Origin of the sequence: Streptomyces nodosus (assembly GCF_008704995.1) — a bacterium.
GTDB classification, from domain to species: Bacteria; Actinomycetota; Actinomycetes; order Streptomycetales; family Streptomycetaceae; genus Streptomyces; species Streptomyces nodosus.
On sequence record NZ_CP023747.1, the window covers coordinates 7649263 to 7668092 of the forward strand.

The 18830-nt window shown below is 68.2% G+C and carries 19 protein-coding genes and 3 pseudogenes; 9 read left to right on the plus strand and 13 right to left on the minus strand.

The window, feature by feature from the left end; translation table 11 throughout:
- The first annotated feature begins 341 nt into the window (after window positions 1-341).
- The 3 genes from CP978_RS34075 to CP978_RS34085 all read left to right on the plus strand — a co-directional run bounded on the left by CP978_RS34075 (window position 342) and on the right by CP978_RS34085 (window position 3344).
- Complete coding sequence (locus CP978_RS34075) at window positions 342-1151, plus strand: citryl-CoA lyase (protein ID WP_043447549.1); 810 nt, start codon at window positions 342-344, stop codon at window positions 1149-1151.
- A complete protein-coding gene (locus CP978_RS34080) occupies window positions 1144-1710 on the plus strand; it encodes a DoxX family protein (protein WP_221501033.1) in 567 nt (188 codons plus the stop codon). Before CP978_RS34075 ends, CP978_RS34080 begins: the two co-directional genes overlap by 8 nt.
- Window positions 1711-1850: 140 nt before the next feature.
- Window positions 1851-3344 carry an amidohydrolase family protein gene (locus tag CP978_RS34085; RefSeq protein ID WP_052454472.1) on the plus strand — a complete coding sequence of 498 codons (1494 nt, stop codon included), beginning with the start codon at window positions 1851-1853 and terminating at the stop codon, window positions 3342-3344.
- 89 nt (window positions 3345-3433) lie between these two features.
- Here the strand turns inward: CP978_RS34085 and CP978_RS34090 are convergent, their stop codons facing one another.
- A complete protein-coding gene (locus CP978_RS34090; RefSeq protein WP_043447551.1) occupies window positions 3434-3772 on the minus strand; it encodes an EthD domain-containing protein in 339 nt (112 codons plus the stop codon).
- A 101-nt stretch (window positions 3773-3873) separates the two neighbouring features.
- On the opposite strand from CP978_RS34090, the gene CP978_RS34095 reads away from it, so the two are divergent.
- Window positions 3874-4446 (plus strand): TetR/AcrR family transcriptional regulator, encoded by a 573-nt coding sequence (locus tag CP978_RS34095; protein WP_043447554.1) that lies wholly within the window; start codon window positions 3874-3876, stop codon window positions 4444-4446.
- A gap of 80 nt (window positions 4447-4526) precedes the next feature.
- On the opposite strand, the pseudogene CP978_RS34100 reads toward CP978_RS34095, so the two are convergent.
- Window positions 4527-4691: pseudogene (locus CP978_RS34100) on the minus strand (GNAT family N-acetyltransferase); the annotation flags it as partial.
- A 35-nt stretch (window positions 4692-4726) separates the two neighbouring features.
- On the opposite strand from CP978_RS34100, the gene CP978_RS34105 reads away from it, so the two are divergent.
- Together CP978_RS34105 and CP978_RS35980 are read left to right on the plus strand one after the other, a co-directional pair.
- Complete coding sequence (locus tag CP978_RS34105; RefSeq protein WP_311775060.1) at window positions 4727-5296, plus strand: GNAT family N-acetyltransferase; 570 nt, start codon at window positions 4727-4729, stop codon at window positions 5294-5296.
- A gap of 11 nt (window positions 5297-5307) precedes the next feature.
- Window positions 5308-5421, plus strand: a pseudogene (locus CP978_RS35980) (MerR family transcriptional regulator); the annotation flags it as partial.
- 48 nt (window positions 5422-5469) lie between these two features.
- Here the strand turns inward: CP978_RS35980 and CP978_RS34115 are convergent.
- Window positions 5470-6030: a barstar family protein gene (locus tag CP978_RS34115; protein ID WP_227745591.1), complete on the minus strand. Its 561-nt coding sequence runs from the start codon at window positions 6028-6030 to the stop codon at window positions 5470-5472.
- A gap of 626 nt (window positions 6031-6656) precedes the next feature.
- Between CP978_RS34115 and CP978_RS34120 the strand changes: the two genes are divergently transcribed.
- Both CP978_RS34120 and CP978_RS34125 read left to right on the plus strand, forming a co-directional pair.
- Window positions 6657-7010, plus strand: a complete 354-nt coding sequence (locus CP978_RS34120; protein ID WP_043447560.1) for a beta/gamma crystallin domain-containing protein — start codon at window positions 6657-6659, stop codon at window positions 7008-7010.
- A gap of 287 nt (window positions 7011-7297) precedes the next feature.
- The gene (locus tag CP978_RS34125) at window positions 7298-7951 is read left to right on the plus strand and encodes a class I SAM-dependent methyltransferase (protein ID WP_043447563.1); all 654 of its coding nucleotides are present in this window, start codon (window positions 7298-7300) and stop codon (window positions 7949-7951) included.
- Window positions 7952-8136: 185 nt separating this feature from the next.
- Here the strand turns inward: CP978_RS34125 and infA are convergent, their stop codons facing one another.
- From infA to CP978_RS36285, 9 genes and pseudogenes are all read right to left on the minus strand, one after another.
- Window positions 8137-8361, minus strand: coding sequence for a translation initiation factor IF-1 (gene infA / locus CP978_RS34130; protein WP_010981942.1), 225 nt, complete (start codon window positions 8359-8361; stop codon window positions 8137-8139).
- Complete coding sequence (locus CP978_RS34135) at window positions 8358-9149, minus strand: GNAT family N-acetyltransferase (RefSeq protein ID WP_043447566.1); 792 nt, start codon at window positions 9147-9149, stop codon at window positions 8358-8360. Before CP978_RS34135 ends, infA begins: the two co-directional genes overlap by 4 nt.
- A 173-nt stretch (window positions 9150-9322) precedes the next feature.
- A pseudogene (locus CP978_RS34140) lies at window positions 9323-9473 on the minus strand (IS701 family transposase); the annotation flags it as partial.
- Window positions 9474-9485: 12 nt separating this feature from the next.
- Window positions 9486-9872 carry a nuclear transport factor 2 family protein gene (locus CP978_RS34145; protein WP_079162454.1) on the minus strand — a complete coding sequence of 129 codons (387 nt, stop codon included), beginning with the start codon at window positions 9870-9872 and terminating at the stop codon, window positions 9486-9488.
- 222 nt (window positions 9873-10094) lie between these two features.
- The gene (locus tag CP978_RS34150; RefSeq protein WP_043447573.1) at window positions 10095-11687 is read right to left on the minus strand and encodes a dipeptide ABC transporter ATP-binding protein; all 1593 of its coding nucleotides are present in this window, start codon (window positions 11685-11687) and stop codon (window positions 10095-10097) included.
- Window positions 11684-12682, minus strand: a complete 999-nt coding sequence (locus CP978_RS34155) for an ABC transporter permease (RefSeq protein ID WP_043447575.1) — start codon at window positions 12680-12682, stop codon at window positions 11684-11686. The genes CP978_RS34150 and CP978_RS34155 overlap by 4 nt, the downstream gene beginning before the upstream one ends.
- A complete protein-coding gene (locus CP978_RS34160) occupies window positions 12679-13716 on the minus strand; it encodes an ABC transporter permease (RefSeq protein ID WP_043447577.1) in 1038 nt (345 codons plus the stop codon). Before CP978_RS34160 ends, CP978_RS34155 begins: the two co-directional genes overlap by 4 nt.
- A 4-nt stretch (window positions 13717-13720) precedes the next feature.
- A complete protein-coding gene (locus tag CP978_RS34165) occupies window positions 13721-15439 on the minus strand; it encodes an ABC transporter substrate-binding protein (RefSeq protein WP_043447580.1) in 1719 nt (572 codons plus the stop codon).
- Window positions 15440-15613: 174 nt separating this feature from the next.
- Window positions 15614-15706 (minus strand): Ms4533A family Cys-rich leader peptide, encoded by a 93-nt coding sequence (locus tag CP978_RS36285; RefSeq protein WP_311775061.1) that lies wholly within the window; start codon window positions 15704-15706, stop codon window positions 15614-15616.
- Between the two features lie 350 nt (window positions 15707-16056).
- On the opposite strand from CP978_RS36285, the gene CP978_RS34170 reads away from it, so the two are divergent.
- Entirely contained in the window at window positions 16057-17484 is a 1428-nt protein-coding gene (locus tag CP978_RS34170; protein ID WP_043447583.1) for a lamin tail domain-containing protein, read from the plus strand.
- A 185-nt stretch (window positions 17485-17669) separates the two neighbouring features.
- Here CP978_RS34170 and CP978_RS34175 read toward each other — a convergent pair whose 3' ends face one another.
- Window positions 17670-18617 carry a methionyl-tRNA formyltransferase gene (locus CP978_RS34175; protein WP_043447585.1) on the minus strand — a complete coding sequence of 316 codons (948 nt, stop codon included), beginning with the start codon at window positions 18615-18617 and terminating at the stop codon, window positions 17670-17672.
- Window positions 18618-18830: the final 213 nt, after the last annotated feature.

The following is an 18830-nucleotide window of genomic DNA, read 5'->3' on the forward strand; positions in this document are numbered from 1 at the left end:
CCCGTCCCCACCCTTGGCGGACAGTCGTCCGCATTGCGGCCTCCTGTGTCACCTTGACTCCGACCGCGTCACCGCGTCAAGGGTGCGTTCCTGTAATAGCCCGTATATCCAAGGCTCTTGATGCAACCTCAGAGGGTCCCTATGCTGCCGGACACCTGTCCGTACAGCTTGGGGAACGCCATGGGTACACACGGCCGGCCACTCATCCCTGTCGATCACCCGGGTGTCGCCGCACCGGGCATGGACGCCATCCGCCCGCGGGGCCGTGCGGTCGGCGGCCTGCCCGGCCGTACCCGGACCGGGACATATGACGACCGCACACGGCAGCGGGCAGCCCGCCGATGAACGAGCCGCGCTTCCCGACCTCGCTGGGAATGTCGACCACCTCGACGATCACGCTCCTCGGTGAGGACCTGGCCCGCGACCTGATGGGAAAGGTCAGCCTGACCGAACTGGTCCACCGGATGGTGACCCTTCGAGTGCCCAGCCCCGGCCAGGTCCGGATGCTCGACGCCTGCCTGCTGGCGCTCGCGGACCACGGGTTCACCCCGACCGCGATCGCGGCGCGGCTGACGTATCTCTCCGCCCCGGACTCGGTCCAGGGCGCGATGGCCGCAGGCCTGCTGGGCGGCGGTTCACGGTTCCTCGGAGTGACCGAGGACTGCGGCCAGTTCCTCGCCACCACCGTGACGGAACTCCCCGAGCAGCCGACCGACGACCTGGGCTGGGACGACACGGCCAGGACCGTGGTACGGCGTGAGCGGACCGAGAGGCGGATCATTCCGGGGCTCGGCCACCCGGTCCACAAGGAACTCGACCCGCGCACCCCGGCCCTGATCAACATCGCCCATGAGGAGGGCTGCTACGGCCCCCACCTGGCGCTGTTCGAGGCGATCGGCAGGGTCCACGAGGAAGTCCTCGGCCGGCGACTCGTCCTCAACGGCGCCGGTGCGGTCGGTGCGGCGCTCGCCGATCTGGGACTGCCTCCGCAACTGCTGCGCGGCTTCGCCCTGTTCGCCCGCGCCGCCGGGCTCCTCGGCCAACTCGCCGAGGAACTGCGCATGCCCGTCGGAATGGACACCTATCTCATGGTCGAGAGGAACGCCGTCTTCGTGGACCCGGCGACCTTGACGGAGGACGACGATGGATGAGATCGACGCGGGGCTGCTCGCACTTCGGCTGCTGCTGGCCGGGTTGCTCGCCGGCCACGCCCTGCAGAAGAGCGTCGGCTGGTTCCGCGGCACAGGATTCGAGAAGACCGCCGAGGTGTTCGAGTCTTGGGGGTTCCGCCCCGGCCGTCGCCAAGTGGCCCTGGCCGCCACCTGCGAACTCCTCGGCGGCACACTCCTCGCGACCGGTCTGCTCACCCGGGTCGGCTGCGCGATCGTGATCGGAACGATGATCGTGGCCGCCGCTCCGAACGCCGGCAACGGCCTCTGGGCGCACCTCGGCGGCTGCGAGGTCCCCGTGACCTATGCCGGAACAGCCGCTTGCCTCGCGATCGCCGGGCCCGGGCAGTTCTCCCTCGACCATGTCGCGGGGCTGCCGGACGCGGGAGTCTGGGGCGCTCCGGCGGCCATCGCTCTCGGAGTCGTCGCCGCCGTACCGCCGTTGCTCAACCGGCGTCGTGCCCTCCGCGGCCACACCACCGAGCCCGTCCGACCGCCCGACCGATCAGAAGCGGGACCTCAAGGAGACCCGAACACGTGACGGGCCCACCGACCGCCCCTTCCCCTCTCGTACCGCCCGGCCCTTGGCCGAGGAGAAACCGCCCTTCGCCCCCGGCCGACCCCGACCGCCAACCGAGCAGGGCCCCGGCCCAAGCCGCCTGCAGAAACGGAGAGACCGGCATGTCAGACCCCAGCAGCCCGACCGCACCCTTCGCGACGCCCGGCGCCGCACCCGCCGTCGTGTTCCGCCGGGGGCTGGTCCTCACGATGGACGACGCACATACGGTCCTGCACTCCGGCGATGTGCTCGTCGTCGGACCCACGATCGAGGCAGTCGGGCACAACCTCGAGGTGCCCGAGGGAACCGCCGAGATCGACGCGTCCGGTGGAATCCTGCTGCCAGGCATGATCGACACACATCGCCATATGTGGCAGACCGCCCTGCGCGGGTACGGCGCGGACTGGACACTCACTCAGTATTTCGTATGGAACTATCTCGAACACGGCAAGAAGTTCCGCCCCGAGGACTGCTACGCCGGCAATCTGCTCTCGGCGATCGAAGCGCTCGACTCCGGCGTGACCACCAGCGTCGACTGGTCGCACGGTCTGTCCACGATCGACCACGCCGATGCCGCGGTGGATGCCCTCGAGGAGGTGCCCGGCCGATTTGTGTTCGGCTACGGCAACATCCACAGCGCACCCTGGGAGTGGAGCACCTCGGCCGATTTCCTCAGCTTCGTCGAGCGCCGCATGCCGCGCACCGACATGCTCGGTCTTCAGCTCGCCTTCGACGTCACCGGAGACCCGGAGTTCCCCGAGAAGACGGCATTCGAGGCCGCCCGTGAGCTCGGCGCACCGGTCACCACCCACGCCGGAGTGTGGGGCGCGACCAACGACAACGGCATCCGCCTCATGCACGAACACGGGTTCATGACCGAGGAGACCGTCTATGTCCACGCCGCGACCCTCTCCGACGACTCCTATCAGCGGATCGCGGCCACGGGCGGCCACGCCTCGGTGTCGGCCGAGAGCGAGGCCTCCTGCGGTCAGGGCTACCCCTCGAGTTGGGCGCTGCGGCGACACGGCATCCCGATCTCGCTCTCGGTCGACACCAGCGTGTGGTGGAGCGCCGACCCGTTCGCCGCGATGCGCGCGACCCTGTCCTCCGACCGCACCCGGGAGCATCTGGAGGCGCACGCACGGGGCGACACCGTCACCCATATCGGGCTGCGCGCCGAGCACGTCGTGGAGTACGCCACCCGCGGCGGTGCCCGGGCACTGGGGCTCGACGGCGTCGTCGGCAGCCTCGAGCCGGGGAAGCGCGCGGACATCGTACTGATCAAGAACGACGAGTCTCCCGCCATGTTTCCGATCGTCAACCCCTACGGCCATGTCGTGTTCCAGGCTCAGCGCGGTGATGTCCACACCGTGCTGGTCGACGGCCGGGTCGTGAAGTACGGCGGCCGCCTGGTCGGCATCGACCTGTCCCGGGCGCGTCAGACGGTCGAGGGCACGGTGGAACACCTTCGCAGCGCGCTGGGCGAGCAGGAGTGGATCGCCGGCATGCAGCCGGACATCCCCGAGTCGAAGGTCCTCGACAACCCGTACACCTACACCGAGTACCGCAACGCCCCCGGCGGACCGGCTCCGGAGCGGACAGGGGCGGAGAGCTGACGCCGCCGGCGGAAGCGGGCGAGACCCTTCGGCTGCTGGACGGAAAGCCCCGGCAGTCACCTTGAGAGGGACTGCCGGGACCTACGGGTTCAGCCCGCCGTCACCCGGTCGTCGATCAGGACCGCACGGGTCCGGGTCCGGTCGAGGAACTGCGCCTCATCGATGCTCACCCGCTCGTCGGACATGACGGCCGTCATCCACGCCTGGAAGGCGTCGCGGTCCTCCCAGCCCATCTCGGTCACCACGTCGAAGTCGATCTCGTCCTCCTGGATGTTGAACGCGTCGCCGCGTATCAGGTAGTGCCGCTTGTACACGATGGGTGACGGAGCGAGGCTCAGGATGAGCGGGATGTGGTTGGTCTCGTAGTACTCCTTGAACGCCTCGCTGGTGATGCCGTCCCGCTTCTTCAGGTAGCTGAGCAACTTCATCACGGTGGTCGCGCCTCCTGGTGAATCAATCCGGGGAGTTCCCCGGTTCTCTCCTGGTAAGCTAACGGGGAACTCCCCACTTCGTCAAACGAGGACTGTCCGTGATCACCCCGAGGCAACTCGCCCGCCCGCCGGTACGTGCCGACGCCCGGCGCAATTACGAGGCGCTGGTCGCCGCCGCGGAGGAGGTTTTCACCGCGGAAGGCCCCGACGCCCCCCTGGACGTGATCGCGCGACGGGCCGGCGTCGGCAACGCGACGCTCTACAGGCACTTTCCGACCCGGCGCGACCTTCTGGTGGCGGTATGCGTCGGCGAGGTGGAGACGTTGTGCGAGCTGGCCGAGCGACTGCGCGCTGAGCCGAATCCACGCGACGCACTGATCGACTGGATCCGGGCCTACATCGACCACGTCAGTGCCCACCGAGGACTGGGCGCCGCGCTGAACACCGGCACGCAGGAGGACGACACCCTGGTCGCCGTATGCCAGGCGGCGGTCACCGAGGCCGGTAGCGCACTGCTGGAAGCGGCTGTCCGGAGCGAAGAGGTACGCGGGGACCTGCGGATCTCCGATCTGCTCGCCCTGGTGGGCGCCTTGGCGACGGCGAGCGAGAGCGGCGACCAGGAGAGGCCCGAGAGACTTCTCCGACTGGTCATCGAAGGGATCGCCGGCTGACGGGCGGCACCTTGCTGGCTCTGGGCGGACGCTACCCGGCCAACGCGGCGTAGGCCCTCGACTCGTCAGGGTGGCACGGCTTACCGCGTGCCGATCGGTGTCCAGCGAAGTGTCATGTCGGGCAGGTTCTCCATGTTGCGATCACCTTCGCTGGCGTCGAGAACGGTGAAACCGTGGCGCTCGTAGAACGCGCGGGCAGCGGTGTTCTGTTGAAAGACATGCAAGGAACTGCCGGTCACGGCGTGAGACGTCTCGACGGTCTGGACTTGAGGAGCCGGAAATGATCGAATACGGGATGACATCGTTTTGGGTGGGTAAACGCATCCGTCTGCGCGGTATTGAGCCCGACGACGCGCCTGCGTTGATGCGTTTCGCCCAGGACGAGGAGCGGCTGGGCGACCTGTTGCACCCGCCCCGCTCCGCCGAGAGTTACCGGGTCTGGGCGAAGGAGCAGGCGGCCGCCAAGCCTGACAGCGGCCGTTTCCAGCTCGCAGTCGAATCCCTTGACACCGGGGAAATAGTCGGTGCCGTCGGCTCGCACCATGCCGACGCGCGTATGGGCTGGTTCGAGTACGGCGTCACGATCGGTGCCGAACATCGCCGCAAGGGCCACGCGGCGGAGGCCGCGGTGCTGCTGTTGCGCTTCATGTTCGCCGAGCAGCGTTACCACAAATGCCAAGTGCGGATCTTCGCACACAACGAGGCATCGCTGGCTCTTCATCGTCGCCTCGGGTTCATCGAGGAGGGCCGCCTTCGCGAGCATGCGTTCCTCGCCGGTCGCCACCGCGATGTCGTCATGATGGGCATGCTCGCCGGCGAGTTCGGCCAACTCCACTCAATGACAGCCTGATGGTTTGAGGGCGTCACTACGACGCAACCGGCCTGCTGCGCCCGGACCATGTCGACCCCGCCACCGGTTACCGCTCCTACACGGCTGCACAGTTCACCCGTCTCAACCGGATCATCGCACCCAAGGTCGAATGGCCTTCCCCGGGCCGACCGTTGCTTGGAAGCGACCGGCAGTCAATGAAGGATGACGCTTACGCCCCGTTCTTCGAAGATCTCCAGGAGCAGGTCGAACAGCGAAACGTCGCGATCGCCGATGGGCACGCGCTCTGCCAACCGTGTTCTGGTCTCGGCCGAGGAATCCCAGCGCAAGGAGAACGGAGCAGTGGCGCCCCAGCCGCCCCTCAGGCAGTCCCTCAGAGCGTCAAGGTTCCAGCCGAAGTATCCGCCGGGCCCGTTGATGGCCTCACCGATCGCGCAGTAGAAGCTGGTCCTGTCAACGATGTGCCGGCCGTCCAAGGTGAACACCTGACCTGCGGGAGCATCGGGCTTTCCCTGGCGTTGGTACTCCCGGGACCACAGCGCCACCGACAGCCACGCGTCTCTGTCCTCGGGCGCAAGTTCATGCCAGATGCCGGTGTGGTCCAGGCGACCCGTGCGGACCAGATCCCACACTCGTTCCGCTCCGGGCAGGGCGTTCTCGCACCACAGCGTCACCGTGAGGTCGACGAGGCCGGCGCCACGGGCGGAAGGCTCGACACCGACGACGGTGACATCGTTGACAAAGTAGGACCCCATGGTGTCACCGTCGGCATCCAGAATCGCGAACCAGGCGTTGCCCGCCGGGCGCGACGGCTACCGATGCGTTCAGCGCTTTTGACTAGGCCACCTTGCGGGAGACAGCCCGCGAGATGCACCCGGCGTGCTCCCTCTTCATCCGGCAGCGGCGTGAACAACCCATCGGCCTCGCGAGCAAAGCCCCAGAAGTCAGCGTCGTCATCGCTCGAGGTCAGCGCGTACTTCTGCCCCTCGCCGCCCCACCCTGATGTTCGCATCGCACTCCCCATGAGAGCACTGATCCTACCGGCGGCTTGCGACCTGCCACACGGTCGCCGACAGCCAGTGGGATGCCCTGAGCCTCGGAACGGCCGCTCATGATGCCCCAATGCCAAGTGCCGCGTGAGACACCGTTTGAGTGCCATTTCGCGAACTCTGAGCAGGCCGTCCTCTAGGAAAAGGGTTCGTCTGCGTCCGATCGGGTTGAAAACCGGCGACATGGTTCTGCCTACTGCGCCTGCCGAGGGCCTGGCAACAAGATCGGCCCCGGGCCGATTCCCGGCACCAACGAAGCGCCCTGTCCAGTCGTGGCGCGATATCACCCACACAGCCAGGCCGTGCGCTGGGCTTCGTGTAAAGGAGAACCTGTGATTTCGAAGGGCAAGAGAACTGTCGGTTCCCTGGCCATGGCACTTTCCGCAGCGGCTGCGTTCACCGTCGCTGTACCGAGCGGTACCGCCTTCGCTATCGACCACATTCAATGCGTAGGCGGCGAGAACTACCTGAAGATCTGGTCGCACCTCAACGGCCGCCAGAGTGTCGACTGCTACGCGAACGCCGGGAAGACCGACTTCGGCGGGTGGTGGGTCGACCGGATCTCCACAGGTAACAACGACCTGATCTACTACGACGCCAACGGCGATTCCGTGAAGATCGAGCGCTGGCACGACATCACCTTCCCGAACCGCCCGCCGAAGGTCCGCGCCATCCAGATCCTGTGACGGCCTGACAGTAGGCCGTCAGCCAAGGCGGAGCGAACCCGCGCTCAGGGATCGAACAGTGATTGATCCGGCCTGTCCGGCCGCTATCAGGCGGTTCAACCGCCGACGGCCGGACGGCCGGGGGCGGGGTGCGGACTTGGCCGTGGCGGTAGACCCTGCGGCCATTGACGCGGTGTTCTGTTCCGATCGGGCGAGCCTCAGAAGGCCAGGGCACCGCTCGCGGACATCAGGCCCAGACGCGGTGGCCGCGCCACTGTCTGTCAGTTCCCTGGTCTAGGGTCGCCCGCATGGCCGAGCCCTCCTTTCTGACCGCTGTCCGGGAGTCGTACGACACAGTCGCCGCCGACTACGTCGAACGCGTCCCGCCTCCAGCGGAGATGGACCCGCTGTCCCGCGCGATGCTGGCGGGGTTTGCTGAACTCGTGCGGACAGCAGGTCTGGGACCCGTCGCGGACCTGGGGTGCGGGCCCGGCCGCATCACAGCGCACCTCGCCGAGCTGGGGGTGTCCGCCTTCGGCGTCGATCTGTCACCGAAGATGATCGAGCTGGCCCGCAACGCCTACCCGGACCTGCGGTTCACCGAGGGCTCGATGACCGCCCTTGAGATGGAGGACGATGAACTCGGCGGCATCCTGGCCTGGTATTCCACCCACCACACGCCCCCGCAGTGGCTGCCCGCGGTGTTCGCTGAATTCCACCGCACGCTCGCGCCCGGCGGCTTCCTGCTCTGGGGAGACTACGTCGGCGATGAATGGCTGCAGCCGACCCACGGCTATGGCCGTCCGGTGTCCTACGGGTCACACCTCCTGCCCCTGGACCGCTTGGTCGGCCTGCTGGGCCAGGCTGGACTCGTCGTCACTGCGCGATTGGAGCAGGAGCCAAGCGGACGGGTGAAGAGACCGCACGCCTGCCTCCTGGCCCGCAAGCCCGAAAGGCCCTGACAGAGCAGGTTCCTGCGGCGAGGCCGCCCGCGCCGGATCACTGACGTTGCTGTGGACCCGGCGCACTCCCGGCGTTGGCCGGCCAGGGCGTCGGGACGACGGGCGACGTGATCATCGGGGCCCCGGTCACGAAGGCGCCGTGACCGGGGTCCAGGGTCAGCTACTGCGGAAGGTGCCGACCGCCGCTAGTTCCGGTACCGGAACACGATCCGGCCGCGCGTCAGGTCGTACGGCGGGAGCTCCACCAGCACCCGGTCTTCCAGCATGATCTTGATGTAGTTCTTGCGGATCTTCCCACTGATATGCGCGAGTACCTGGTGGCCGTTCTCGAGTTCCACGGTGAACATGGCGCTGCGCAGGCACTCGACGACCTTGCCCTCGACTTCGATGACATTCTTGTTCTTGGTCATCGCACCAGCTCCAGGTTGCTGCTCAGCGGCCGGGCGCCGATGCTCTCGAACAGTCCCGAGGCCGCTCGGTTGGACTCGTGGACTTCGGTCCAGGCCGTGGCGAACCCGGAGCGGTGCAGTGCCCCCAATGCATGGGCCAGCAGCGCCCGCGCGATGCCGCGACGCTGCTCGCCGGCCCGGACCGCGACGAGCCCGATGCGCGGCCGGTACATCGGCACCACTCGGATCAGACCCAGGTAGTGATCCGGCGCCGCGGCCACCGCGTACTTCGACGGGTCGACGACGGTGTCGCCTTCGGGTCGGGGAACTACCTCCGCGGGCATCGACTGCCATCCGACGGTCGCCTCGACCTCGTCACGGATCGCGCGGTCCACCGCCCGCAGTAGACGCTCGTCCGCCTGACCGGCGGGCACGATCGTCACGCCCGAAGGCGGCAGGACGTCTTCGAGCCCTGTGACTCGCGGGTCGGTCGGCACGACGTACTCCCACTCACGGCGCCGGATCGTGAAACCGGCTCGCCGCCAGCGAGCTGTCAGCTCGACGTCGGCTTCGTCGACCACCGTGTACAGCGGCGCCGGCAGTTCCGCCGGCATCGCCGCGGCGAGCCGGTCGAAGGCGGCGTCGTGCCAGGCGTCGATGCTGACGAACAGCCGTCCGTCGGGCCGGTGCTGCGCGTACCCGCGGCCGACCACCAGGTCGTCATCCAGTGCATGCCATTGCCTGTCCGCGACGCGCGTGATCATCACCGCGTTCTCGCTCAGGCCAGATACGAAAGGCTTTGTGTTCATCGGAGTCTCCCTCCAGGAGTGCCTCGATCTCAGGCGCTCCTGGCGACACCGAACGTCAGCCGCCGGACCGTGACGGGTTGAGGGAGCACCCACGGGTAACTGCGTTCACGGGGCTCACCTCCAAAACGACGACTTCACGGTCCACCGCGAAAGTAGCAGCGGGGCGCCGCCTCGCTCAAACCCTTTTCGGATGGGTAGCTCTCCTCTACCCGCCACCTCGACCCGGCGACCCGCACCAGTGTGGCCAGGGACACCGAGCCGGGCGGATCAGCAGCGGTAGTAGGCGAGTTCACCGGTGGCGCGGTTGCAGCGCAGCAGCAACTGGTGCCGGTAGTCCTAATCCACTTCGGGCGGCACGCGCGTGGCTTGGTGGTAGTACATCCGCCAGCCTGCGGCGTGGTCTCCCTTGCGCCAGATCGAACTGTGCCTGGTCCTGTGTTCGCCGAGCAGGGTCTCGAAGGTCAGATGTACCAGGCCCGGAGCGAGCAGCACTCCCGAGATCTCCGAAGGTTCATATCGAAGACCATCCGCCGAACTGCCCAGAAGGTGAGGCAGTTCGGCGAGCATGTCCTCATAAGTCCATCGCCGCCCCGACCCGCCGACCTCCACGAACTCTGGGTCGAGAAGCTGCGCGGCGAGTTCCTGAGAGGCGCGGACACGAGGATCCATGAGCTGCAGCTCGCCCGCGATCGCCTGACTCACATCATCTTCTGCATCGTCCATGGACGTATCTTCAGCGGACTCAGGGTTCCCGCCGCAACCGATTTCATCTGCTGCCACGTCCGCGCAGCGGGCAGTACCAAGGCGACGAGCGACGCGGTGGCGCGGTGGACGCTTGTCCATCGCGCCACCGGGACGGGTGAACGGCCGGCCGTGGCATTCCCGTGTACGTCGCGCTGAGCGATCAGCCGGGGGAGGGGCGGCACGCCCGGATCGGCAGGGACGTCACGTCAACGCCAGTTTCCGTCGATCCGTCCGCCGCCGGGCCGCGGCCTCCGGGTCGAGTGTGGGTACGGCGGCAAGGAGCTGCCTGGTGTACGGGTCACCGGGGCGGTCGTAGACCTCGTCGGCAGGCCCCGTCTCGACGATCCGGCCGCCACGCATCACCGCGATCCGGTCGCTCACCTGGCGCACGACGGCGAGGTCGTGGGCTACGAAGACGAGTGCCAGCCCGAGTTCGCGCTGGAGTTCGCCGAGCAGGGCGACGACCTGCGCCTGGGTGGTGACGTCCAGCGCGGACACCGGCTCGTCGCAGACGATGACGCGCGGGTCGGCCGCGAGTGCCCGTGCGATGCCCACGCGCTGGCGCTGACCGCCGCTGAACTCGTGCGGGTAGCGGTGGTAGTGCGCCCCGTCGAGCCCCACCCGCTCCATCAGTTCGGTCACGCGCCCCCGGATGCGCCGTTCGTCCCTCTCGCCACGTGCGCGCAGCGGGTCGGCGATGGACTCGCCCACACTGCGGCGGGGGTTGAGAGAGGAGACGGGGTCCTGAAAGACCATCTGGACGGCCGGATCAACGCCGATGCGCGGGTGCCCGCAGTAACGGACCTCCCCCGCCGTCGGCTCCAGCAGCCCGACCAGCATCCGGCCGAGCGTGGTCTTGCCGCTGCCGCTCTCCCCGACGACGCCCAGGGTCTCCCCCCGGCGGACGGTCAGCGACACGTCGTCCACGGCGGTGAACGCCCGCTTGCCGCGCCCGAATGCACGCCGCAGGCCGGCCGCCTCCAGGACGACCTCATCGGTGGCCCCGGAGGGCGTGCGCACCGCACCGATTCGCGGGACGGCGGAGAGCAGTTCGCGGGTGTACGGCTGAGCGGGCGTGCCGAGCACGGTGGTGACCGGACCTTGTTCGACCATGCGCCCGTGCCGCATGACGAGCACCTCGTCGACGCTCTCGGCGGCGACCCCCACGTCGTGCGTGACGAGCAGCAGGCCCATGCCTGTCTCCTCGCGCAGCGTGTGCAGCAGGTCGAGGATCTGGGCCTGGACGGTGACATCGAGCGCGGTGGTGGGTTCGTCGGCGATCAGCAGCTGGGGCTCGCAGGCGAGGGCCATGGCGATCAGGGCGCGCTGGCGCATGCCGCCGCTGAATTCGTGCGGCCGGTACCGGGACCGGCGCGCGGCGTCCGGGATGCCCACCCGGTCCAGGACTTCCACGGCACGCGCGCGTGCGGCCCGTCGTGACCCGCCCGTGTGTACGCGATGGACCTCGGCGATCTGGTCGCCGATCGCGTAGTACGGGTCGAGCGAGGACAGCGGGTCCTGAAAGACCATCGCCGCCTTCGCACCACGCAGCCTGCGCAGTTCCTCGTCGGAGGCCCGCTGGACGTCGGTGCCGGCGACCTCGATCGAGCCGCCGACCCCCGCGCCCGTGCCCCGGTGCAGCCCGAGCAAGGCCGAGGCGACCGTGGACTTTCCGGAGCCGGACTCGCCGACCAGCGCGAGGGCGGCGCCCCGCTCCAGCTCGAAGGTGAGCCCGTCGACGGCCCGCAGATCGCCGAACTCGACGGTCAAGTCAGTGACTTGGACCAGGCTCATGTCAGTACCACCCTTCGGTCGGCCAGCGCGTACAGCACATCCGCAGCGGCGTTGGCGAGGACCACGAAGAAGCCGATGACCAGGACCATGCCGACGACGACGGGCAGGTCGACCACGGTGACGGCGTGGACCAGCTCCTGGCCGATGCCGGGGAGACCGAAGAGGGTCTCGATGAGCACGGCTCCCCCCACGGAACTGCCGAGGTCGTTGGCGTTCAGGGCGATGACGGGCGCCAGCGCGCCGCGCAGCGCGTGCCGGCCGACGATCGAGCGCTCGCCGACGCCGTAGGCCCGGAAGGTGCGGACATGGTCCTCGGCGAGCGTCTCCAGCATCGACGCCCGGGTCAGCCGGGCGAAGTAGGCCGCCTCGGCGAGTGCGAGGGTGAGCCACGGCAGTACGAGGTTCCACGCCCATTGCTCGGGATCGTCGGTGAAGGGGACGTACTCGGGGAACGGCAGCAGTTCCAGCTGCCCGCAGACCACGATCATCAGTACGAGTCCGATGACGAAGACCGGTGTGGAGATGCCCGCCAGGGTGAGTCCGGTCAGGGCGCGCTCGGTGAACCGGCCGCGCCGCCAGGCGGAGAGAACGCCGGTGCCGACGCCCAGCAGCAGCCAGAGCACCATCGCGCCGATCACCAGTGACAGGCTGACGGGCAGCTTGGCCAGGATGATCTGGGTGACCTGCTGGTCGGTCTGGTACGAGAGTCCCAGGCACGGCGCCGAGCAGTGCCCGACGGACGTGCCGGTCGAGTAGTCCTGGCCGACGAAGATACCTTCCAGGAAGTGCCAGTACCGCACGTACAGCGGGTCGTCGAGCCTGAGCTGCCGGGCGACCTGGTGCACCTGTTCCGGCGAGCAGCGCGGGCCGCAGGTGATGTGGGCGACGTTCCCGGGAGTGACATAGAAGACGATGTAGACGATCACCGAGATGGCCAGCAGGGTGATCACCGCGCCGACCGTGCGACGCAGCGCGAATCCGGCGAAGCCGCTCATGACCCGGCCTCCTGCACGGCGTTCGTCTTCGCCGTCTCCGCCACGGCGTTCGCCTGCGCCTCCTGCCTGCGGCCCGTGCCGACACGCAGCCGGGAGGCCGCGCGCGGGTCGAGGGCCGTGCGGACACCGTCGCTGAGCACCGTGAGCGCGAGCACGGTCACGAACAGGGCGCCAGCCGGCAGCAGCAGATACTGCGGGGCCGCCTGATACCAGACGTTGGCGGAGGTGAGCATCTGTCCCCAGGACGGCGTCGGCGGCTTCACCCCGACGCCGAGAAAGGACAGCGAGGCCTCGATGGCGATATTGCTCGGCACCATGAGCGCGGCATAGGTGATGACCGGCGCGGCGAGGCCGGGCAACAGCTCCCGGCGGGCGATCCGCCAGGTGCTCCAGCCACTGAGCCGCGCGGCGGCCACATGGTCGAGGTTCTTGAGGGAGAGCGTTGCCGCGCGCGCGATCTTGCCGATGGTGCCCCAGGCGACGAAGCCGATGATCAGGGACACCAGGACCGGCCTGGGGAAACCGCTGGGCACGACGGCCAGCAGCGCCAGAGCCATGATGATCAACGGCATGGCCACGATGATGTCGGTGGCCCTGCTCAGCAGTTGATCGACCCAGCGGTTGCCGAGCGCGGCCGTGACGCCCACGACGACACCGAGGACGACCTGCACGGTGGTCGCCGCCAGCGCGACGCCCAGGGAGACCCGGGCACCGTGGACGAGCCGCGCGAACAGGTCCCGTCCGGTCTGGGGTTCGACGCCGAGCCAGTGGTCGGAGCTGATACCGCTGAGGGAGCCGATCGGCACGCCACCGCGCGCCGAGTCCACCAGGGCGGAGTGGTAGGTGGTCGGGTCCTGGCCCTCCAGCGCGGTGAGCAGCGGCGCCGCGAGCGCGACCAGGACCAGCAGTGCGACGGTCCCCGCCGCGACCATGGCGGCCCGCTGCGCACGCAGCCGCCGCCAGAACTGACGGGCCCCCGAAGCCCCCGAGGCGGGCGCCTCGGAGGCCTGGGTGGCGACAAGTGCCTTGCTCACGGCGCTACTTCACCGCGACCTGGGAGATGTCCAGGACACCGGTCCAGTCGCTGATCACGACGTTCCTGATGCCCTTGCCGACCAGTCGCTTGTAGACGGGGTGGAACAGCGGCACGGTCAGGGCCTGCGCGCCGATCTTCTCGTCCAGCGCACCCCATCGCCCGGCAGCGGCGTCAAGATCGGTCAACTTGTTGATCGCGTCGATCTCCTCGTTGACCGATGTGGCGTCGAGCTGGGCCGTGTTGAAGTTCGCACCGTCCTTGACGATCTGCCGGCCGTCGAAGATCGGGGCGAGGAAGGGACCGCCGGAGGGCCAGTCGGCACCCCATGCGGAGAGGAAGAAGCCGGGCTCGGTCTTCACGTTGTAGACCGTGTCGGAGTAGTTGTTGTCCTCAAGCCCCTGGAGCTTGACCGTGATGCCGGCCTTTTTGAGGGCGTCCTGGACCGCGGTCGCGATCTCCGGGCTGGTCCTGAAGTTCTGGGCGTTGTTGTGGGTCAGTGTGACGGTGAGCCCGTTCGGGTAACCCGCCTCCTTCAACAGCTCCTTGGCCTTGGCCGCATTGCCGGTGGCTCCGGCCGGAAAGAGGTCGTACCCCGTGAAGCCGAAGGACTTCTGGTTCGGCAGGAAGGTGGTGGCGGCCTCGGCGAGCGCACTGCCGCCCGCCGCGTTGATCACGGACGACCGGTCGACGGCGTACGAGATCGCCTGCCGCACCTTGGGGTTGTCGAACGGCTTCACCTTCGGGTTGAAGGCGACGTAGTTCGTGTAGCCGAAGTGCCCGGTGCCGACGCGCGAGGCGAGTTCCTTGTCGCCCGTCACCTTGGCGAGTTCGGCCGGGCCGAGGTTGGTGTCCGTGGTGACCGCGGCCGCGTCCGTGCCCTGGGACGCCGACAGCCGCTGGTTGATCACCGACGAGTCCAGCCCGGACTTGACGTCGATGGTGTCGGGATAGGCCTTGCGCTCGGCGTCCGTCGCGGCGGACCAGTGCGTGTTGCGCTCCAGGACGAGGTGCTCACCGTCGTTCTCGTTCTTCACGACCTTGTAGGGGCCGGACGAGATCGGGTGCTGCTCGTACCTGGTACCGGTGTCCTTGTCCTTCGGGACCGGCGCGAACTGCGTCTGCGTGGCCAGATACGGGAACTCGCCCTCGGGCTTGTCGAGATGGAAGACGATGGTGCGGTCGTCCGGCGTCTCGATCGCCGAGAGCCCCTTCTTGTCCTTGTACGGCCCCTGGTAGTCCGCCGCGCCGACCAGCCAGTCCCGCAAGTAGGGCGCACCGCCGGAGAGTTCGGGGGCGAAGGACCGCTCGATGCCGTACTTGATGTCGGCGGACGTGATCGGGGTGCCGTCCTCGTACTTCAGGCCAGTCTTCAAGGTGTACGTCCAGACGGTCGCGTTCTTGTCGGGACGCCCGGTGTCGGTGGCCAGGTCGGGGACGACCTTCGTACCGGCAGCGCCGTTCTCGCGGTTGCGGGTGGTGAGCGTGCGGAACACCAGCGAGGGCACATTGCCGCCGCCGGAGGTGTACAGACGAGCCGGGTCGAAGTTCGACTGCGGAGCAGAGTTCAGGACGGTGAGTGTGCCGCCCTTGTGCGGCGTGGAGTCGCCACCGGAGCCGTTGGCATCGTTGTCCTTCGGCCCGCAGGCGGCTGCGCCCGCTGCCACGACCAGGGTCAGCGAAACGTACGCCGCGCGGGCGCTGTTTACGGACGGTTGACGCATCGGAATGACGACCTCTCGGAAAGGGGAGTCTCGGTTGACGAGACGGATTGACGAGGAGCGAGACGAAAAGAGACAGACGTCCGCCCGGGCGTCGGGTCGTCGGGTCGTCGAAAGAGCCTGACCGAAGTCACGCGGGAGAAGAGAGATCGCGACGCGACCGCCCGTGGGCGGGTGTCAGCGACAGTGAACGTCGGCCACGCAGAGCGCGGTCACGCCGATGAGCGCCAGCTCGATGGCGGCGCGCGGGGAGGCGTGAAGGGACGACATGCCAGAAATATGAAGGAACTTTCTGCGCATGTCAATGTGACGCCTGCGTCACGTGTCAACTCCCCGGACACAGCCAGGGGTTGGGCAGAAGGTGCCGGTCGCGGTCGACGCGCAGGGTATCTCGGATGCGGGGACCAGTTGGGGCGGACATGCTGGTGAAGGCCAGGAGGCGAGCGGTATTCCGTTCGTAGGGGCGGAGCCGTTGCCCCGAGCACATCACCCACCCACGTCGAGCGGCACAGAATTTCGTCCGCCGTTCGTAGGCCGTCCCCCTCAATGATGGAGTCCTGTTCGGGCGGGGCCGGGACCGTCAGGTCGCCCTGCCCATGACAAAGTCAGGACGGATCTCTGTGACCGCATCGATCGCTCGCCGTCGGCGTCGTGTTCTCACCCGCTTGCTCGTGGCCGGACCGCTGCTGGTCGCGGGCGCCCTGACCGGTGTGCCCTCAGCGCACGCGGCTGCGGCCGACGACATCCGCATCAACGAGGTGGTGACCAGCGACGAGGTCAATGACTCGATCGAGCTCTTCAACAAGGGCACCGCCACGATCGACGTCTCGGGCTGGATCCTCAAGGACGACGACAACGACCACAAGTACAAGATCGCTTCCGGGACCACGCTGAGTCCGGGCGGGTACCGGGCGTTCGACATCCACAACGAGTTCGGCCTGGGCTCCGACGACAAGGCCCGTCTCTACCTCGCGGACGGCAAGACCCTGGTGGACAGCTTCTCCTGGAGCAAGCACTCCGATCCGTCCTGGTCGCGCTGTCCCGACGGCACCGGCGAGTTCAAGCAGGCGACGGCCGTCACCCTCGGCGGCCCCAACGCCTGCGGCACCACCGGCGGTGGTCCGACGACCCCGGTGGCGTGGCCCGGCAGCGGCAGTGTGTCGACCGCGGATGCCGCCAATGTGTTCGGTCAGGACCTCAGCGGCCTCTACCAGGAGGGCAACGTGCTGTGGGGCGCGCAGAACAGCGGCAAGCTGTGGCGCCTGGTGCGTGACGGCTCCGGCGGCTGGAAGCCGGATACGACCGGCAACTGGTCCTCCGGCAGGACCCTGCGCTTCCCCGGCGGCTCCGGCAGCCCCGACAGTGAGGGCGTCACCCTCACCGGCTCCGGCTCGGCCGGCGGGGTGTTCATCGCCAGTGAGCGCAACGGCGATGCCTCGGGCACCAGCCGTCTGTCGGTGCTGAAGTACGACGTCGCTGCCGGCGGTTCGTCGCTGACCGCCACCACGGAATGGAACCTCACTTCCGACCTGCCCAAGACCGACCCCAATCTTGGATTCGAAGGGATCACCTGGATCCCCGACGCCTACCTCACCGGCGCCGGCCTCAAGGACGCCTCCACCGGTGCGGCCTACGCCCCGGCCCGCTACAGCGCCCACAGCGGTGGCGTGTTCTTCGTCGCCGTCGAGGGCACCGGCATGATCTACGGATACGTCCTCACCGACTCCGGTTCGTACACCCGCGTCGCCTCCTTCAGCAGCGGCATGTCCGGCGTGATGGAACTGCAGTGGGAACCGCAGGCCACCCGACTGTGGGCGGTCTGCGACGACACCTGCAACGGCCAGCACCGCACCCTGAAGATCGACACCACCGGCGCCTTCACCACGAGCGCGGTCTACAACCGTCCCAGCGGCATGCCCAACTACAACAACGAGGGCTTCTCCCTCGCCGGCGCCGACGAATGTGTGGCCGGTTCCAAGCCGGTCTACTGGGCCGACGACAGCAACGACGGCGGTCACGCCTTGCGCAAGGGCACCATCACCTGCTGATCAGGCACCGCACTCCACAGCATCCTGGAGGCGGTCGGCGGTGACCTCCCGCCGCGCGGTCCCGCCGCCCGCCGCCCAGGCCGTGACGAACACAACTGTCGGCCCCGCCCCGGGCCGAGACCACCGGCATATCGACTCCCGAACTCGCCGCCGGAACCAACCAGCCGACCTCCCCGCTAGGGCCGTCAGGGGTGAGCGGTCAGGTAGCCGCCCATGGAGGTGAAGTACTGGGTGGCGGGCAACTCCCGTCCGTCCTCGGTCCGTACACGTGTGATGGCGAGGCCGTGGTTGCGCCCCGTGCGGGCGTCGGCTCCCGCGACGATCACCACGCCGTCGCCCTCGCGGTAGAAGATGCGGCCGGGCGTGCCGCCGTACCGCCCCTCGGAGACGAAGGCGCTGAGCACCTCGAGCCGCTTGCCCTTGTGGTGGGTGAAGGCGCTGGGGTACGGCTCGGACTGCGCGCGGACGAGGCGCTCCAGGTCCTGGGCCGGCCAGGTCCAGTCGATGCGGCTGTCGTCGATGGAGCGTTTGTGGAAGAAGCTCGCCCGGGAGCGGTCCTGCCGGGTGAAGTCGGTCCGCCCGGCGGCGATGAGGTCGAGCGCCCCGATGGTGACCGGGGCGATGAGGTCGACCGTCTTGTGGAACAGGTCGGTGGCCGTGTCCGTCGGGCCGACCGGTACCGCCTCCTGCCGGACGATGTCGCCCGCGTCGAGCTCCTCGTCCATCATGTGCGCGGTGACGCCCACTTCGGGCTCCCCGTTGATCAGTGCCCAGATCAGCGGCGAGAAACCCGCGTACTTCGGCAGCAGCGAGTCGTGCACGTTCAGCGTGCCGTGGCGCGGCAGGCCGAAGACGCGCGGGGGGATCCAGGTACGCCAGTTGTTGGCCACGATGATGTCCGGGTCGGCCTCCTTGAGGCGCTCGAACAGCTCGTCGTCGTCCGGCCGGTTGCGGAGCACGACCGGTACGCCGTTGTCCTCGGCGAGGTCGGCGACCGAGTCGCTCCAGATCTTCTCGTAGACGTGCTCGCTCTTGGGGTGTGTCACGACCAGGACCACGTCGTGCTCGGAGTCCAGGAGGGCTTGGAGGGTGCGGTGCCCCCAGGTCTGGTAACCGAACATGACGACCCGCATGGGGTTCCTCCTCAGCTCCGGGAATGGCGTGGCCAGTAAAGCAAGGCTTACCTAAGTGGTCAACGGGGCCCAGGGGGAGTGGAGTTGATGATCCATTCCCGGCACTTCCGTACTGGACAGCCCTTGCGAGATGAGCTTAGCCTTGCCTAAGTTCGGGTCGCGCCTCCTTGGCGTGCCCCACGTCCGTACTTCCCGATGCTCGACCAGCGGTTG

Excerpts from the sequence above, each read along its gene's own strand:
- infA (WP_010981942.1), bottom strand. The coding sequence starts at position 8,361 with ATGACCAAGAACAAGAATGTCATCGAAGTCGAGGGCAAGGTCGTCGAG.
- CP978_RS34075 (WP_043447549.1), top strand. The coding sequence starts at position 342 with ATGAACGAGCCGCGCTTCCCGACCTCGCTGGGAATGTCGACCACCTCG.
- CP978_RS34175 (WP_043447585.1), bottom strand. The coding sequence starts at position 18,617 with ATGCGGGTCGTCATGTTCGGTTACCAGACCTGGGGGCACCGCACCCTC.
- CP978_RS34155 (WP_043447575.1), bottom strand. The coding sequence starts at position 12,682 with ATGAGCGGCTTCGCCGGATTCGCGCTGCGTCGCACGGTCGGCGCGGTG.
- CP978_RS34090 (WP_043447551.1), bottom strand. The coding sequence starts at position 3,772 with ATGAAGTTGCTCAGCTACCTGAAGAAGCGGGACGGCATCACCAGCGAG.
- CP978_RS34085 (WP_052454472.1), top strand. The coding sequence starts at position 1,851 with ATGTCAGACCCCAGCAGCCCGACCGCACCCTTCGCGACGCCCGGCGCC.
- CP978_RS36285 (WP_311775061.1), bottom strand. The coding sequence starts at position 15,706 with ATGTCGTCCCTTCACGCCTCCCCGCGCGCCGCCATCGAGCTGGCGCTC.
- CP978_RS34165 (WP_043447580.1), bottom strand. The coding sequence starts at position 15,439 with ATGCGTCAACCGTCCGTAAACAGCGCCCGCGCGGCGTACGTTTCGCTG.
- CP978_RS34105 (WP_311775060.1), top strand. The coding sequence starts at position 4,727 with ATGATCGAATACGGGATGACATCGTTTTGGGTGGGTAAACGCATCCGT.
- CP978_RS34145 (WP_079162454.1), bottom strand. The coding sequence starts at position 9,872 with ATGGACGATGCAGAAGATGATGTGAGTCAGGCGATCGCGGGCGAGCTG.
- CP978_RS34125 (WP_043447563.1), top strand. The coding sequence starts at position 7,298 with ATGGCCGAGCCCTCCTTTCTGACCGCTGTCCGGGAGTCGTACGACACA.
- CP978_RS34135 (WP_043447566.1), bottom strand. The coding sequence starts at position 9,149 with ATGAACACAAAGCCTTTCGTATCTGGCCTGAGCGAGAACGCGGTGATG.
- CP978_RS34080 (WP_221501033.1), top strand. The coding sequence starts at position 1,144 with ATGGATGAGATCGACGCGGGGCTGCTCGCACTTCGGCTGCTGCTGGCC.
- CP978_RS34150 (WP_043447573.1), bottom strand. The coding sequence starts at position 11,687 with ATGAGCCTGGTCCAAGTCACTGACTTGACCGTCGAGTTCGGCGATCTG.
- CP978_RS34115 (WP_227745591.1), bottom strand. The coding sequence starts at position 6,030 with ATGGGGTCCTACTTTGTCAACGATGTCACCGTCGTCGGTGTCGAGCCT.